This is a genomic window from Mesorhizobium sp. P170090, from assembly GCF_057786115.1.
In genome coordinates, this window is record NZ_JBYNWH010000001.1 from 343,917 (window position 1) to 358,518 (window position 14,602).

At 63.4% G+C, this 14,602-nt stretch carries 17 protein-coding genes; 7 read left to right on the forward strand and 10 right to left on the reverse strand.

Annotation, left to right across the window (positions count from 1 at the left end; genetic code table 11):
• Window positions 1–303: 303 nt before the first annotated feature.
• Entirely contained in the window at window positions 304–774 is a 471-nt protein-coding gene (gene ybgC / locus AC3EML_RS01720) for a tol-pal system-associated acyl-CoA thioesterase (RefSeq protein WP_460221903.1), read from the reverse strand.
• Window positions 775–839: 65 nt separating this feature from the next.
• Between ybgC and AC3EML_RS01725 the strand changes: the two genes are divergently transcribed.
• A complete protein-coding gene (locus AC3EML_RS01725; RefSeq protein WP_352520849.1) occupies window positions 840–2,090 on the forward strand; it encodes a glycoside hydrolase family 5 protein in 1,251 nt (416 codons plus the stop codon).
• A 146-nt stretch (window positions 2,091–2,236) separates the two neighbouring features.
• Here the strand turns inward: AC3EML_RS01725 and AC3EML_RS01730 are convergent, their stop codons facing one another.
• The 6 genes from AC3EML_RS01730 to AC3EML_RS01755 all read right to left on the reverse strand — a co-directional run bounded on the left by AC3EML_RS01730 (window position 2,237) and on the right by AC3EML_RS01755 (window position 6,860).
• On the reverse strand, window positions 2,237–3,142 hold the full coding sequence (locus tag AC3EML_RS01730) for a metallophosphoesterase (RefSeq protein WP_352520848.1): 906 nt from the start codon (window positions 3,140–3,142) through the stop codon (window positions 2,237–2,239).
• 136 nt (window positions 3,143–3,278) lie between these two features.
• Window positions 3,279–4,316 carry a Holliday junction branch migration DNA helicase RuvB gene (ruvB, locus tag AC3EML_RS01735; RefSeq protein WP_023688958.1) on the reverse strand — a complete coding sequence of 346 codons (1,038 nt, stop codon included), beginning with the start codon at window positions 4,314–4,316 and terminating at the stop codon, window positions 3,279–3,281.
• A gap of 43 nt (window positions 4,317–4,359) precedes the next feature.
• Complete coding sequence (ruvA, locus tag AC3EML_RS01740; RefSeq protein WP_352520847.1) at window positions 4,360–4,980, reverse strand: Holliday junction branch migration protein RuvA; 621 nt, start codon at window positions 4,978–4,980, stop codon at window positions 4,360–4,362.
• Window positions 4,981–4,990: 10 nt separating this feature from the next.
• Window positions 4,991–5,497 carry a crossover junction endodeoxyribonuclease RuvC gene (gene ruvC, locus AC3EML_RS01745; protein ID WP_023668769.1) on the reverse strand — a complete coding sequence of 169 codons (507 nt, stop codon included), beginning with the start codon at window positions 5,495–5,497 and terminating at the stop codon, window positions 4,991–4,993.
• A gap of 66 nt (window positions 5,498–5,563) precedes the next feature.
• A complete protein-coding gene (rcdA, locus tag AC3EML_RS01750; RefSeq protein ID WP_023668768.1) occupies window positions 5,564–6,094 on the reverse strand; it encodes a protease adaptor protein RcdA in 531 nt (176 codons plus the stop codon).
• Window positions 6,095–6,479: 385 nt separating this feature from the next.
• A complete protein-coding gene (locus AC3EML_RS01755; RefSeq protein WP_023668767.1) occupies window positions 6,480–6,860 on the reverse strand; it encodes a hypothetical protein in 381 nt (126 codons plus the stop codon).
• 311 nt (window positions 6,861–7,171) lie between these two features.
• Here AC3EML_RS01755 and AC3EML_RS01760 point away from each other — a divergent pair, with 311 nt between their 5' ends.
• The gene (locus AC3EML_RS01760) at window positions 7,172–7,723 is read left to right on the forward strand and encodes a DUF2269 family protein (RefSeq protein ID WP_023694595.1); all 552 of its coding nucleotides are present in this window, start codon (window positions 7,172–7,174) and stop codon (window positions 7,721–7,723) included.
• Window positions 7,724–7,730: 7 nt separating this feature from the next.
• Here the strand turns inward: AC3EML_RS01760 and AC3EML_RS01765 are convergent, their stop codons facing one another.
• Window positions 7,731–8,501 (reverse strand): sulfite exporter TauE/SafE family protein, encoded by a 771-nt coding sequence (locus AC3EML_RS01765; protein ID WP_023668765.1) that lies wholly within the window; start codon window positions 8,499–8,501, stop codon window positions 7,731–7,733.
• A gap of 231 nt (window positions 8,502–8,732) precedes the next feature.
• Between AC3EML_RS01765 and AC3EML_RS01770 the strand changes: the two genes are divergently transcribed.
• Entirely contained in the window at window positions 8,733–9,230 is a 498-nt protein-coding gene (locus AC3EML_RS01770; protein ID WP_023728625.1) for a GNAT family N-acetyltransferase, read from the forward strand.
• Here AC3EML_RS01770 and AC3EML_RS01775 read toward each other — a convergent pair.
• Window positions 9,187–9,624 (reverse strand): Lrp/AsnC family transcriptional regulator, encoded by a 438-nt coding sequence (locus tag AC3EML_RS01775; protein WP_023704892.1) that lies wholly within the window; start codon window positions 9,622–9,624, stop codon window positions 9,187–9,189. The two genes, AC3EML_RS01770 and AC3EML_RS01775, sit on opposite strands and share 44 nt — an antisense overlap.
• A gap of 129 nt (window positions 9,625–9,753) precedes the next feature.
• Between AC3EML_RS01775 and AC3EML_RS01780 the strand changes: the two genes are divergently transcribed.
• The 3 genes from AC3EML_RS01780 (at window position 9,754) to AC3EML_RS01790 (ending at window position 12,572) form a co-directional block, all read left to right on the forward strand.
• Entirely contained in the window at window positions 9,754–10,671 is a 918-nt protein-coding gene (locus tag AC3EML_RS01780; RefSeq protein ID WP_023684172.1) for a DMT family transporter, read from the forward strand.
• Window positions 10,672–10,813: 142 nt separating this feature from the next.
• Window positions 10,814–11,461, forward strand: a complete 648-nt coding sequence (locus AC3EML_RS01785; protein ID WP_023694592.1) for a thiamine phosphate synthase — start codon at window positions 10,814–10,816, stop codon at window positions 11,459–11,461.
• A gap of 46 nt (window positions 11,462–11,507) precedes the next feature.
• The gene (locus AC3EML_RS01790) at window positions 11,508–12,572 is read left to right on the forward strand and encodes a tetratricopeptide repeat protein (RefSeq protein ID WP_023694591.1); all 1,065 of its coding nucleotides are present in this window, start codon (window positions 11,508–11,510) and stop codon (window positions 12,570–12,572) included.
• A 9-nt stretch (window positions 12,573–12,581) separates the two neighbouring features.
• On the opposite strand, the gene AC3EML_RS01795 is transcribed toward AC3EML_RS01790, so the two are convergent.
• Window positions 12,582–13,598, reverse strand: a complete 1,017-nt coding sequence (locus AC3EML_RS01795; RefSeq protein ID WP_352520846.1) for a zinc-dependent alcohol dehydrogenase family protein — start codon at window positions 13,596–13,598, stop codon at window positions 12,582–12,584.
• A 101-nt stretch (window positions 13,599–13,699) separates the two neighbouring features.
• On the opposite strand from AC3EML_RS01795, the gene AC3EML_RS01800 reads away from it, so the two are divergent.
• Window positions 13,700–14,563: a LysR family transcriptional regulator gene (locus AC3EML_RS01800; RefSeq protein WP_352520845.1), complete on the forward strand. Its 864-nt coding sequence runs from the start codon at window positions 13,700–13,702 to the stop codon at window positions 14,561–14,563.
• Window positions 14,564–14,602 lie beyond the last annotated feature (39 nt).

Genomic DNA, 14,602 nt, shown 5'->3' on the forward strand with positions numbered 1-14,602 from the left:
CCTTAAGATTTTCCGGGCATCGCTGGCGGCTGGCCCATGGGCATCCTTGTGGTCCGTTCGCGCTTGGCTTCCGGATTAACCCCAAAATGCACCGTTGGCGGCCTTTTCAGGGCAAATATTGGTGAAAGGAAGGCGCGCGGATTCTTCCAATCTTCACCGATCTCTTCATGAACCGTTATGGTTAAGGATGGGTTAGGAAATATGGCGCGGCGCATTGCCGCGCCAAGGCACGACGCGGGCCATCCATCCACAATCGAATGCGCTGCCGATTGGCCGCTCGTTGCCGGCCGGCAGGCCTGGATATCAGCTTGCTCCTGGTAGAAAGGCCGCGATCCATTCTTTCGGAAAGCGCTTCGGCCGGCCGTTCTCGCCGATGATCGCCGCCTCGACCTTTGCTTCGACCAGAACCTCTGTCCCGCGTTTCAATTGCTGCGCCATGACGATGCGGGCGCCGGAAATATCCTGCGTTGATGTGTCGATGGTCAGGATATCGTCCATGCGGGCAGGCGAGCGGAAATCTATCTCCATCCGCCGCACCACCCAGACGATCCGTTCGCCGTGCTTGCCTTCGTGAAGTTCTGTGTGGTGGACGCCCGCCAGCCTGAGATAGTCCGAGCGGCCGCGCTCGAAGAATTCGAGATAGCGCGCGTGGTAGACGACGCCGGAAAAATCGGTGTCGGCATAATAAACTCGCGCCATCAGCCGATGGCCGAATTCCGTCAAGGCTCCGGAAAGCCCGCCGGCAAGCGCCGCCAATTCACCATGATCGTCCATCGCGCTTTCCTTTTTGCCCCCGGCGGGGCACCTGTCTTGCCAAAATCACCAGCGCAGCAAACCGGATGGCACTGTTGACGGCGATGATCAAGACCGTGATGGCAGCGCTGCTGGTGCTGGCGGCGTCTGCGCTTCCCGGTCAGGCCGCGAGCTTTTCGATGAAGCGCGGCCTCAACCTCGACCAGTGGACGACCTGGGTCGGGGAAGACAAATGGAACGACCGACAAGCCATCCTGCCCTATCCGGAATGGCGCAAGTTCCTCAACGAGGATGACCTCAAGGCGCTGAAGGCCGCCGGTTTCGACTTTCTGCGCATGCCGGTCGATCCCTCGCCGTTTATGTCGGATCAGACACTGGCGCTGCGTGACGACCTTTATGCCAGCGTGCGGGACTCGGCGCGCATGATCAACCGGGCCGGTCTGAAAGTGATCGTCGACATGCACCTGATCCCGGCCGGCGGCGGCCGCGAGATCGGCATGGGCCAGGTGATGGACGATCCCGCAACCTTCGACGCCTATGTCGAGGTCGTCCGCAAAATGGCGCGCACGCTTGCCACTGAGGACCCGGCGCAGGTCGCTTTCGAGCCGATGAACGAGCCTATCGTCGACTGCGACAGCGATGGCACCAGCCTGTGGCCGGAGCGTCAGCAAAAGCTGTTCGCGGCCGCGCGCGCCTCGGCCACCAGGCTGACGCTGATCCTGACCGGCGCCTGTTATTCCAATGCGGCTTCGCTGGTCAAGATCGATCCGAAGACCATCCCCGACGACAACCTCATCTGGACCTTCCACTCCTACGACCCGTTCCTGCTGACGCATCAGGGCGCGACCTGGGCCGGCGATTTCATTCTTTATGTTACCGGGCTGCCCTATCCGCTGACCGCGGTGCCGCGCGCCGAGCTCGATGCGACGCTGGATGCGATCCGCGCCAAGATAAAAGCCGAGGCGCCATGGACCAGACGGAACGGCCTGCTCGCCTATCTCGATGAACAAGCCGCCAGCATGGACACGGACGAAAAGCTGCTCGGCGTCATGGATGCGCCGTTCGAAAAGGTCGAGGCCTGGGCGAAGGCCAACGCCATCAAGCCGGAAAACATCACGCTGGGCGAGTTCGGCATGATCCGCCAGGAGTATGGCAACCCCTATGTGATGCCGCCCAAATACCGCGCCGCCTATGTCAAGGACATGATCGCGCGCGCCGAGGCGCATGGCTTCTCATGGTCGGTGTGGAGTTTTGGCGGCGCCTTCGGCATCGTCGATGCCTTCAACGGCGAAAAGGCCGAACCCGCCGTGATGGATGCAATCCGCTCGCTCCATTAGCCCTAGGGCATGTCGAGATTTCAGGTCAGGCCGAGTCGGAAACGAGGGGTTCCGAGAACCGGAAGGGAGCGGACTTTGGTCCGTGACTACCGGAAGCGCAGGAACACCTCATTTGCAGGCCGGCATCACCTGAATACCGGCATGCCCTAACCGAGGTCGATCTGCAGGATCTCCGGCCGCATGCCAAAGCGCACCGGCGCGATGCTGAAGCCGAGCCCGCCTGATACAATCAGGTTACGGTCTTCATTCTCGACGACATGGCCATAGGCGAAACGGTTGCCGAAGCTGGACGGCACCACCGGCGAATAGCCGAACAGTCTGACCTGCCCGCCATGGGTGTGTCCCGACAGCGTCAGCGAAACCCGCCACGGCACTTTCGGAAAGATGTCAGGCTCATGCGCGAGCAGGATGACGGGTGCCTGGTCGGTGATCTTGGCCAGCGTGCCGTCGAGATCGTCGAGGCCTTCAAATTTGTCGCGGCCTGCGGCCTTGTTCGGTAACAGGGCCAGCTGGTCGGCGAGTCCGGCGATCCAGAAGCCGTATCCATTCTTTTCCAGACGCACGGCGTCGTTCTCCAGAACCGAGATGCCGGCTTCCTCCAATGCCTTGCGTGCCACAGTCGGCCCCGCTCCGGCCTTCTGCGCGAAAGGATCGTGCCACCAGTCGTGATTGCCGAGGATCGACAGCACGCCAAGCGGCGCCTTTAGTCCTGACAAGGCCGGCGCCCATTCATGGGCCTCCACCCGGTGCATCAGCAGGGACATGCCTGAGATATAGTCGCCGAGCAGTACGATCAGATCGGGCTTCAGCACGTTCGCATCCTCGACGAGCGAAGCGATCCGCTCAGGCGTCATCCAGGGACGGCAGGCGTGAATGTCGGCAAGTGCTACGACGCGCAGCTTCAGACCTGCCGGCCAGTGCGGCGGCGTCAGCCGGTAGCGCTTCACATGGGTCAGCAGCATCGGTTCGATGCCGACCGCATAGGCACTGAGCGAAGCCAGCGAGAGGAACGAACCTCCGGCGAATTTCAGGAACCCGCGTCTGGTGATCACTTTTCTGGCTCCGACGTTTGATCGGAGCAGTTCGCGCCGACATTGCGACGCCCGATACAATCCAGGAATGCGCCTTCACGCTGGCAGGCCTGAGGAGATTCTGCGCAGGCGGCCCGTTCCGAAGAACAAATCTCCGTTACTCTTCCTGGAACAGGTTGATCTGCTGCTGCGCCAGATCCTTCGGCGCGTCGAGGCCGAGATGGCGCCAGGCATTGGCGGTCAGCACGCGGCCGCGTGGCGTGCGCTGGATGAAACCCTGCTGGATCAAATAGGGTTCGATAATGTCCTCGATGGCGTCGCGCGGCTCGGACAGGCCGGCGGCGATGGTTTCGATGCCGACCGGCCCACCACCGAAATTGCGCGCGATCATCGAGAGATAGCGGCGGTCGAGCGCGTCGAGGCCGAGCGCGTCGACCTCCAGCCGCGTCAGGGCTTCGTCGGCAACCTGCTTGTCGACGTGACCGTCGCCGGCAACGGAGGCGAAGTCGCGCACCCGGCGCAGCAGCCGGCCGGCGATGCGCGGCGTGCCGCGGGCGCGACGTGCGATCTCCAGCGCGCCGTCGTCGCCAAGCGGCATTTGCAGGATGCGGGCGCCGCGCCGCACGATCTGCTCCAGTTCCTCGACAGAATAGAAATTGAGCCGCACCGGAATGCCGAAACGGTCGCGCAGCGGGTTGGTCAAAAGGCCGAGCCTGGTGGTGGCGGCGACGAGCGTGAAGCGGGCAAGATCGATCTTGACCGAGCGTGCCGCCGGACCTTCGCCGATGATCAGGTCGAGCTGGAAATCCTCCATCGCCGGATAGAGGATTTCCTCGACTGCCGGATTGAGCCGGTGGATCTCGTCGATGAACAGTACATCGCGGTCTTCGAGATTGGTGAGAAGTGCGGCGAGATCGCCGGCCTTGGCGATCACCGGACCGGAGGTCGAGCGGAAATTGACGCCGAGTTCGCGCGCCATGATCTGCGCCAGCGTTGTCTTGCCCAGTCCCGGCGGCCCGACGAACAGCACGTGGTCAAGCGCCTCGCTGCGGCCCTTGGCGGCCTCAATGAAGACCTTGAGATTGGCCCGCACCGCGGCCTGGCCGACGAAATCGGCGAGCGTCTGCGGCCTCAAGGTCTGCTCAGCATCCTCGCCGCGCTTTTCCGGGGCAATGAGGCGGGGTGAAAGGCTCATGCGGCCTTCCTCGCACAGGGCAAAGGACCGGACAAGCAATCACTCACCGCGCCAGTTCCTTCAGCCCGAAACGAATGAGCTTCGGGGCATCGGCGTCCTCGCCGGCCGTCTTCAGCGCCGCCGCGACCGCATTGGCTGCTGTGTCGCGCGAATAGCCGAGATTGACCAGCGCCGAGACGGCGTCGGTAATCGGCGCCGGCGCCACCCCTTCGCCGAGCTCCTGCTTCAGGCCGATGGTGCCGGAGGCGGTTCCGGCATAGGCCGGCGCCTTGTTCTTCAATTCGGTGACGATGCGCTCGGCCACCTTCTTGCCGACGCCGGGCGCGCGGCTGACCATGGCGATGTCGCGCAGCGCGATCGCATTGGCGAGGTCTGCCGGCGCCAGCGTCGACAGGATGGCCAGCGCCACCTTGGCGCCGACGCCTTGCACATTGCTCATCAAGAGCCGGAACCATTCGCGCTCAAGCACCGACTGGAAACCGTAGAGCCGGATCATGTCCTCGCGCACATAGGTCTCGATGAACAGCACCACCGCCTCGCCGGGCGAAGGCAGCGCGGCCAGCGTGCGCGCCGAGCAATAGGCGACATAGCCGACGCCGTGCACATCGACGAGGCAGAAATCCTCCTCGATCTCGTCCAGCGTGCCTTTCAATTTGCCGATCATGCGTGATCCCTCATGCCAGCGCCATCCTGTAGGCGACGCTTTGCCGGTGATGCGCGTGGCAGATGGCGATAGCCAACGCGTCTGCGGCATGTTCGGTGTCGAAAACGGCTTTCGGCAACAGCACCTTTACCATCATGTGGATCTGCTTCTTGTCGCCATGGCCAACGCCGATCACCGCCTTTTTGACGGCATTGGGGGCATATTCGGCCACAACAAGGCCGGCGCGCGCCGGCACCAGCATGGCTATGCCGCGCGCCTGGCCGAGCTTCAGTGTCGCCACCGCATCCTTGTTGACGAAGGTTTGCTCGACGGCCGCTTCCTGGGGCATGGCCGCATGCAGGATCTCGGCCAGCCCGTCATGCAATTGGCAGAGCCGTGTCGCCAGCGCCGCCTTGTCGTCGGAGCGTACAGTGCCGGAGCTGATAAAGCGCAGCGAGTTGCCGAGGCTCTCGACGATGCCCCAGCCGGTGCGCCTCAGCCCCGGATCGATACCGATAATGCGAATCGCTTCCCTCATGCGCGAAGTCTACCTCCGGCGCACAGCGATGTCAGCGAAATGTGAACAAACCGGAAACGGAGGCGTTTAACCTCGAGCGAAAGCCGTGTTCAGCAGCGTGATCTGGTCGGAAACCGGATTGGCGCGGCGGGCGGCGGCAGGCGTCTCGGCAAACGCGCCGCCATAGATCTCTTCGTCCATGCGGCGCACCAGCGCCTGCAGGCGCAGCGAGCGGGTGACGAGGTCGAGGAAATCCTTCGGCAGTTCGCCCCAGCCGACCGCTTCGTCATGCGCCGAGGCGGTGTCGAGACGCACCTTGGATTTTTCCGAAGCGACCTGGTCGCGGGTCATCTCGCCGGAATTTGCCGCCCGCTGCAAAAGCAGCCAGGAGGCGACTTGCATCAACCTTGTGGTCAGCCGCATCGATTCGGCCGCATAGAGCGTCGCCGCCAGCCTGGACAGCTTCTTGGCCTCGGCCCGGCCCTTGCCGTCAAGATACTCGGCTGCCTGTTCGACCAGGCCCATGCCTTCCTGGTAGAGCGGTTTGAAGGATTGGGAGAAAACCCGGCGTTCCGCCAGCTTGATGGTTTTCGCGATGCCCTTCGAAGGCTCGTTCATCGATACGCCCCTGCACTGCCCCGTCGGCTGATTCGGCTTCTCGCCGTCACGCCGGCACCCTAGATGACTGAAGCTTGAAAATGCGCTTCGCCGCCGGCGAAGGCAAGCACATGTTTAACAAACGGTTAACGCCTGCGCAGGGGCGCCAAGCGGACCAAAAGCAGACAAAAAAAGAGCCGCGGATAAGGCGGCTCTCAGGAGTTTAACAGGGAGGCGTCAAACGAAGTGGCTCCAACCACTCGGTAAGAATCCAGATCACTGGATGGACATAGTAAACACCTGTAAAGCTTAATGAACCCTTAACGGCGCCGATATTTCTTGATCGACCGCTGCCCTTCTGTGCCGTATCAGCACAACGGTGCCCTAAGCCTGATCGTCGGCTTGTTCATGCCTTCTTCCACACAGCCGGCAAGGAAATGAAGGCGAACAGCAGCATTGCCGCATAAAACCCCATCGAGGAGGAAGCCAGCACCGGCTCGATCTCCGGATGGCCGGCAAGTTCAAAGTAAAGCCCAATCATCAGTGCGATGCCGCAGATTGCCGTCAGCCAGAAATGCACGACGGCAATCGTCTTTTGCCCGACCGCTGGAAACAGGTGGTAGAAGAAGGCAAACACCGCCGACATCAGCCAGCCCGCCACCATGGTGTGCGCGTGGGTCGGCATCTGCCCATGGTCATTGGAGATCGCCATATGCAGGCCGAGCGCCATGCCGCACAGGGAATAGATGACGGCCAGGGTGAAGAAATTTCGTGCTACGCCTTGCATGGGATACCCTCGTTGGTTGTTGCAGACTTGGTCCGACCGCGCGCGGCCAAAATGGAGCGTCGGTCGCGAGCGGCTTAGTCCCCGCAGGTTTCAGGATCATGCCGCGAAACCAGCCAATGCCGACACGGCGTCTATCCGGCAAATGCCGGGTATTGTGCGGGCTGGCGGTAAAATCCGGCGACGGCGCCACCGCAACAAGCCGGCACCCACGCGGCATCTTCTGGATACATGTACGGAGATAATCCGCCCTCCTTCGGAAGCAGACGCGCGATAGCAGCGTTTACCCCCGGAACGATGCACAAGGAGCGGCAATGGACTGGTATTCTCTCTTCAAATTCCTGCATGTCATGGCAGCGATCCTCTGGCTCGGCGGCGGTTTCGCCATGCTGCTGGTTTCGATACTCGCCGATCGCGACGGCGACGACGAGACGCTGATGGTCATGCTGAGAACGACGGACAAACTCGGCTTGCGTCTGTTCGTGCCGGCGTCTATCGCGACCCTGGCTTCTGGTCTGGTGCTGACTTCGCTATGGACCGGCTTCTCCGACCTTTGGGTCGTCATCGGCCTTTGCGGCTACGCCGCCGCGTTTCTGACCGGTATCCTCGTGCTGAAGCCTTCGTTCGAAAAGCTTGCCACAATGCTTGCCGCGGACGGCATGACCCCGGCTGCCATAGCGTTTGGGCGCCGCATGATACGGATCGTCAAGTTCGATTTCGTCATCATGATCGTCGTCGTCGCCGACATGGTGCTGAAGCCGACCGCGCACGACATCGCCACTCTCGGCGCCATGGCGGTCGTGGTCGTTGGTGGTGCATCGCTGACCTTTGCGAGCGCCCCGCGAACCAAACCGGCAGCCGCCTGAGCGGGATTTAGAGCAGGCCGGCGATCCCGTCCCAAAGCAGCTTGACCGCGACCACGGCCACGGTCGCGTAGGTGAAGGGATAAAAAATCTCCGGCCGCATGCGCCGCACCAGCCAGGCGCCGGCGATGGTGGCCAGCGGCGCCAGCGGCATCAGCACGGCCGACGCCGTCAGGTTGGCGGTGTCGAACTGGCCAAGCGCGAAGTAGGGGATCAGCTTCAGCGCGTTGGTGGCGGCAAAGAAGATCGCCGATGTCCCCGACAGCACCTTCGGATCGAGCCGGATCGGCAGCGCATAGACCTGGAAGGGGGGCCCGCCGACATGGGCGACGAAGCTGGTGAAGCCGGCGACGGTGCCCCAGAAGGCGGCGGCGATGCGGTTGGGCGCCGCCGCATGGTCGGAACCGTGGCGGAACTGGAGATAGAGCCAGCGCAGCACGAAGATCAGCGCGACAGCGCCGACGATCAGCCGCACCATCTCTTCGGTTACGAGCGCTGCCGTCAGCCAGCCGAGCCCAATGCCGATCACCGCGCCCGGCATCATGTCGACCAGCATCTTTCTGTCGTAGACGCCCCACCACGTCCACACCGAAACGATGTCCATCAGGCACAGGATCGGCAGCAGGATGGCCGCCGCCTGCACCGGCGGCATGGCCAGCGCCATCAAAGGCACGCCAACGAAGCCGACAGCGCCGCCGAAGCCGCCTTTCGACAGCCCGACAAGTATCACCGCCGGAATGGCGGCGGCATAAAACCACGGATCGGCGAGCAGACCTGACATGAACTGGAAATGCTGGAGGGAAGACGGTTGCCCTGCAATAGCCCAGAAACCCTTGCGCCGCGACCGGGAAAATGCCGGCCGTGTCGATCAACTGTGCGTAAAGCGACGGTTCCGGATTTACGGCAAGATCGCCGCCGATGCATAAGGGCGCCGTCCGATGCACATCAGGTTTTGACCCCAGGTTTTGGCCCCAGGTTTTGACCCCAGGTTTTTGACCCCAGGTTTTTGACAATGAGCGAACCCCACATCCGCCGCGCCGAAGCGGCCGACCTGCCTGCCATCGTAGCCATGCTCGCCGACGATCCGCTTGGCCGCAGCCGCGAGGATGCGACCGAGCCACTCGCCAAGGCCTATCGCGACGCCTTTGCCGCCATCGACGCCGACCCCAACCAGTTTCTTGCCGTGATGACGGATAGCGGCCGCGTCATCGGCACGTTGCAGATCAGCTATCTCGCCGGGCTGTCGCTGCAGGGCGCCTTGCGCGGCCAGATCGAGGCTGTGCGCGTCGCCGCGGACCGCCGCGGCGAACGGCTGGGACAGCGTCTGCTGGAATGGGCGGTCGAACAGTGCCGTGAACGCGGCTGCAAGATTGTCCAGCTGACCACCAACAAGAGCCGCCAGGACGCGCATCGCTTCTATGACCGGCTCGGCTTCAAGGCCAGCCACATCGGCTACAAGCTGGAGCTTAATTCAGTGGCGGCGGACGGCGCCGGATCGGCTGCGCCTTGATGATGGCGGTGCTGGTCTCCGCCTTGTCGGCGATGCGGTCGAGAAGCTTGTCGAGCTCGCCGATGGAGCGCACGTAGAGCCGGGCCACGAAACAGTCGTCGCCGGTGACCTTGTCGCATTCGCCGAATTCCGGGATCTCCTCAATCAGCTTCTGCACGATGTGCAGCTTGCCCGGCAGTGGCCGCACCCGCACGATCGCCTGCAGCGGAAACCCCAGCGCCTCCGGGTCGATCTCGATGGTGAAGGCGCGGATGACGCCGCGTTCCTCGAGCCGCCGCAGCCGTTCCGAGACGCTCGGCGACGACAGCCCGACCTGCTGCGCCAGATCCTTCAACGAAGTCCGCGAATCCAGGATCAGGATGTCGAGAAGCTTTCTGTCCAACTCGTCCAGCATTTTCATCTCCTCGCAAAAGGGCAGCGCGCGCCTTATTAAATAAGGTGTTGTGCCCTTATCACCTTTCATAGGGCATATAAACCCTCAAGGCGGCATGAGATTATGGCCTCAACAGATAGAGGTATTGTCATGGACAACACGGTACGCGGCACGATCGAGATGACGGCGGCGATGACGATCGTCGGCACGATCGGCTGGTTTGTCGTCATGTCGGGCCAGCCCGTTATGGACGTGGTGTTCTGGCGCTGCGCCTTCGGCGCGGTGGCGCTGCTGATCACCTGCGCGGCACTCGGGTTGCTGCGCGGCAGGCTGACGCTGCGCATTGTTGCCATCGCCGCTCTTGGCGGCGCGGCCATTGTCATCAACTGGCTGTTGCTGTTCAGCGCCTTCTCCCGCGCCTCGATCTCGATTGCCACGGCGGTCTACAACACGCAGCCCTTCATGCTGGTCGGCTTCGGCGCGCTGTTCTTCGGCGAGCGGCTGACCCTGGCCAAGCTGACCTGGCTCGGCATCGCCTTCGCCGGCATGCTGCTGATCGTGCAGACAGGGCCCGATGCGGGTGTCGGTTCCGGCATAACCGGCACAGATTATGTCATCGGCATCGTCATGGCGCTCGGAGCGGCCTTCTTCTGGGCTGTCGCGGCAATCGTCGCCAAGAAGCTCAAGGGCACCCCGCCGCATCTGATCGCGCTGATCCAGGTCTGCGTCGGCGTCGTCATGCTGGCGCCCTTCGCCAACCTCTCGCATTTGCCCGCAGATGCCTGGAGCTGGGCCATGCTGGCCACGCTTGGCGTCGTTCACACGGGCCTGGTGTACATATTGATGTACGCCGCCATCCAGAAACTGCCGACGCATCTGCAGGGGTCGCTGTCCTTCATCTATCCTGTCGTGGCGATCCTGGTCGATGTCATGGCTTTCGGCCACCGGCTGCATCCGGCCCAGCTCGTCGGCGCCGCCGCGATCCTGGTCGCCGCCGCCGGCATGAACCTCGGCTGGACTTTGTGGAAAGCCAAACCAACGGTCGAAAGCCCGCAAGCCGTCAAATGAGCGGCAGAGCGTCTTCTTGCGGGCTATCGTAAACCAAAGCCATCTCATCGATCCCCGCCCGCCTGTTCAAGGCGGGCGCTTTGTTCTATGCCGCAATGCAACCATCTTCGCCCGGCATAGGCGAAACCCGGGATCGAAAGCCATGAACGACGCAACACCCCCCAACCGCTGCCGCATCGTGCTGATCGCACCCAAGGACGCTCCGGCGCAGCGCATTGCGGCTGCCTTCGACGGCGGTGATATCGCTTCCCTGATCCTGCCTGAGAACGGCATGGACGAGGCTGCCTTCCAGGCCTTCGCAGAACAGATCGTACCGGCCGCGCAAGCGGCCGGCATCGCCGTCATCATCGCCGGCGATACCCGCATTGCCGGCCGTGTCCAGGCCGACGGCATTCATGTCGAGGTTTCCAAGGACGCGCTCGCCGAGACCATCGAACACTTCCAGGGCAAGATGATGGTCGGCGCCGGTGGCGCCAAGACGCGCGACGACGCGCTGGAACTCGGCGAAACCAGGCCCGACTACATCTTCTTCGGCCGCTTCGACTACGACAACAAGCCGGAACCGCATCCGCGCAACCTGTCGCTCGGGCAATGGTGGGCGGACGTGATTGAGATCCCTTGCATCGTCATGGCCGGTTCCGCCATCGCTTCGGTAGAAGCGGTGGCCGCCACTGGCGCCGAGTTCGTGGCGCTGTCCAGCGCCGTCTTTGCCGAAGGCGCCGATCCGAAGGCGGCGATTGCTGCCGCCAATGCGCTGCTCGACCAAACCGCGCCGCGCTTCGAGGGCTGACGTGGGCCGACCTGGACTTCCTCTCGCGGTTCTCGTTGCGGCCTTGATGAGCGGGGCAGCGATCGCGGCGGAGACCGTTCCGCTGCCGCAGCCGAGGCCGGACACCAGCGCGCCCGCCCTCAGCGTGCCGGATGCGGTCGCCCCCGATGCGGGTGCCCCAAAAGCCGGTGCCACGGATTCCGGCGTCCATATCGACAAGCCGATCGACACCCCGCTGCCGCAGCCGGCGACAACCGCGCCGCTGCCGTCGGCCGACGCGATCAACCCCGAACGTTTCGGCGCCAAGCCGGCGGACCCCGCCTATGGCGCTTTCCAGCGCGGTCTTTACAAGACCGCCTACAATCTGGCGTTGGTGCGGGCCAAGAATGGCGACCCGGCGGCGCAAACGCTCGTGGCCGAGATTCTGTCGCGCGGGCTGGGCGTGCCGCTCAACCCGGCTGAGGCCGCCAAATGGTATGCGCAGGCCGCCGAGCAGGGGATTCCTGAATCGCAGTTCCAGTATGCGCTGATGCTGCTCGACGGCCGCTACGTCAAGAAGGACGAGAAGGGAGCCTATGCGCTGATGCAGGCCGCCGCCGAGGCCGGCAACCGGCTGGCGCAGTTCAACTTCGCGCAATTGCTCGTGCAGCAGGATCCTGGCGATGCCGGCATCGCCAGGGCTGTGCCTTATTATGAGCGTGCCGCGGCGACAGGGCTTGCCGACGCCCAGTATGCGATGGCGCAGGTCTATGCCAATGGCGTCGGCGGCAAGACGCGGGACGATGCAAAGGCGCGCAGCTTGCTGGCACAGGCTGCCAGGCAGAACTACGACACCGCGCAGATCGATCTTGCCGCCTGGATGATCGAGGGCCGGGGCGGTGTTCGCGACCTGAAATCCGGCTTCAACTGGATGAAGCAGGCAGCTGAAGGCGGCAATGTCGCTGCCCAGAACCGGTTGGCAAAGCTCTATATGGGCGGCATCGGCACCGACCCCGACCTGATCCTGGCCGGGGCCTGGTATGTGGTCGCCCGGCGCGCCGGCCTTATCGATCCGGAGATGGACGATTTCCTGCAAGGGCTGACCGACGACCAGACAAAGCAAGCCTTGCAGAAGGCCAACCGCCTGCCCTGACACGCAACGTCACTGTGTATGATCCAGCACGACCTTGCCGAAGGGAGAGCCGTGTTCGAGATGGCGAAGGGCCTGTGCTGCCTCTGCCCAGGGGAAGACCCGGTCGATCACCGGCCGCAGCCGATGGACGGCGAGCGCCCGGTTCATCGCTTCGAAGGACTCGCGCGAGCCGACCGGTATGCCGCGTGCTTTCACCTGGCGGCGGAAGATGTCGAGCGGATTGATCACCCCTTCGCTGCCGCCGAGATAACCGATGACGTTGATCTGGGCGCCGCGCGCCGACGCCTTGAGCGACTGCGCGAAACTTTGGGGACCACCGACTTCGATGATGTGATCGGCGCCGCGGCCATCGGTCAGCGCCAGCACGGCCGACGACCAATCCGGATCGTCGCGGTAGTTGACGCCATCATGCGCGCCAAGCCCCTTCGCCCAGGCAAGCTTCTCATCGCTGCTCGACGTAACAATGACGCGCGCTCCGGCCGCCCTTGCGAACTGCACGGCAAACAGCGACACGCCGCCGGTGCCGAGGCTGAGCACGGTTTCGCCTGGCTTGAGCTTGCCCTCGGTGAACAACGCATGCCAGGCAGTGACGGCGGCGCAAGGCAATGTCGCCGCCTCTACGTCGCTGAGATGCGCCGGCGCGATGACAGCCGCCTGTTCGTCCAGCCGGGCGAATTCGCTCAGCAAACCGTCGATCGGGCCGCCGCGCTGGTAGGAAGGTTCGGCCATGGCGAAGCTGCCGCCGACCCATCGCTGCCAGAACGTGCCGCAGACCCGGTCGCCAACCTTGAAGCGGCTGACCTCGGGGCCAAGCGCGACGACCTCGCCGACGCCGTCGGAAAGCGGCACCAGCGGCAAGGGGAATGTCGTGTGATAGCTGCCGCGCGCGATCTCGACATCGCGATAGTTGAGCGCCGTCGCCTTGACGCGGACGATCATCTCCTGACGGCCGGGCTCCGGCATTGGTCGTTCGACCATCTTGAGATTGTCGATGCCGCCTGGGCTCTGCAGTTCGATTGCCTTCATTGTCGTCGTCCTTTCGTTTGAAAGGAAAATTGCTTGCCAGGCGATGGATTTCAAATTCATAATGTTTACAATGATTATGCTTACGAGACATAGTTCTAGCTATGCTTGAGGAATTGCGCACGCTCGCCCTGTTTGCCGAGGAGGGCTCGATCCAGAAGGTCGCCCGGCGCCTGCCGCTGACGCAGCCGGCTGTGACCCGGCAAATCCAGCGGCTGGAGGACATGCTTGGCACGACGCTGCTCGACCGCCGGCAAAAGCCGCCGCGACTGACGCCGACGGGGCTGGAAGTGCTGGCGCGCGGCCGCGATATCATCGCTTCCGTAGAAGCGCTGAAATCCTTCGCCGGAAAGACCGAGCCGGAAGGACTGTTCCGCCTGGGTCTCGCCCATGGCCTCTCGGACCGCGACATAGCGGGGGCCATCGCCAACGCCGCGGCGGCGTTCCCGAAAGTGTCGCTACGGCTCAAGACCGGCTGGAGCGCCGAACTGATCGATCAATTCGAACGCGGCGAGCTCGATGTGACGATTGTTCTGCGATCGCCGGATAAGCCAGGTCCGGAAGCCCTTGGCACTGAACGTCTTGGCGTCATAGCTGCGTCCACCGTCCCCGATCCGGAAGACGGTGGCCGGACACCCATGCCGTGGGTGCTTAGTCCGGCACCTTGCGACGCGCGCCAGAAGCTCACGTCCGTTCTGGTCGGCGGAAGGCGTTATTTCGAGATCGCGGCGGAGATACAGGACCCGGCCTTACAGATGGAATGGGTCCGTCGGGGGCACGGCCTTGGGCTGATGCCGTTGCGTCTTGCAAGGCGCGGACTTCCCGACGGCCTCATGCTCGTCAATACGGAAGATGTTGACCTTTCCTTGCAGGTCGCCGCACTTCGTTCGCCTCATCTCAACCGGCTGACTGAGGCTGCGGACGCCATCGTCGAGGCCGTCGGCAAAGTCATTGCGGCCCAGGTTTGAGGCTACCGGCCCTTGTCGGGCGATCTGGCATCCCTTGCC

Coding starts and splice junctions, on each gene's coding strand:
- AC3EML_RS01785 (WP_023694592.1), top strand. CDS start 10,814: ATGAACGACGCAACACCCCCCAACCGCTGCCGCATCGTGCTGATCGCA.
- AC3EML_RS01725 (WP_352520849.1), top strand. CDS start 840: ATGGCACTGTTGACGGCGATGATCAAGACCGTGATGGCAGCGCTGCTG.
- ybgC (WP_460221903.1), bottom strand. CDS start 774: ATGGACGATCATGGTGAATTGGCGGCGCTTGCCGGCGGGCTTTCCGGA.
- ruvB (WP_023688958.1), bottom strand. CDS start 4,316: ATGAGCCTTTCACCCCGCCTCATTGCCCCGGAAAAGCGCGGCGAGGAT.
- AC3EML_RS01770 (WP_023728625.1), top strand. CDS start 8,733: ATGAGCGAACCCCACATCCGCCGCGCCGAAGCGGCCGACCTGCCTGCC.
- ruvA (WP_352520847.1), bottom strand. CDS start 4,980: ATGATCGGCAAATTGAAAGGCACGCTGGACGAGATCGAGGAGGATTTC.
- AC3EML_RS01755 (WP_023668767.1), bottom strand. CDS start 6,860: ATGCAAGGCGTAGCACGAAATTTCTTCACCCTGGCCGTCATCTATTCC.
- AC3EML_RS01790 (WP_023694591.1), top strand. CDS start 11,508: ATGAGCGGGGCAGCGATCGCGGCGGAGACCGTTCCGCTGCCGCAGCCG.
- AC3EML_RS01780 (WP_023684172.1), top strand. CDS start 9,754: ATGGACAACACGGTACGCGGCACGATCGAGATGACGGCGGCGATGACG.
- AC3EML_RS01765 (WP_023668765.1), bottom strand. CDS start 8,501: ATGTCAGGTCTGCTCGCCGATCCGTGGTTTTATGCCGCCGCCATTCCG.
- AC3EML_RS01795 (WP_352520846.1), bottom strand. CDS start 13,598: ATGAAGGCAATCGAACTGCAGAGCCCAGGCGGCATCGACAATCTCAAG.
- rcdA (WP_023668768.1), bottom strand. CDS start 6,094: ATGAACGAGCCTTCGAAGGGCATCGCGAAAACCATCAAGCTGGCGGAA.
- AC3EML_RS01775 (WP_023704892.1), bottom strand. CDS start 9,624: ATGCTGGACGAGTTGGACAGAAAGCTTCTCGACATCCTGATCCTGGAT.
- ruvC (WP_023668769.1), bottom strand. CDS start 5,497: ATGAGGGAAGCGATTCGCATTATCGGTATCGATCCGGGGCTGAGGCGC.
- AC3EML_RS01760 (WP_023694595.1), top strand. CDS start 7,172: ATGGACTGGTATTCTCTCTTCAAATTCCTGCATGTCATGGCAGCGATC.
- AC3EML_RS01800 (WP_352520845.1), top strand. CDS start 13,700: ATGCTTGAGGAATTGCGCACGCTCGCCCTGTTTGCCGAGGAGGGCTCG.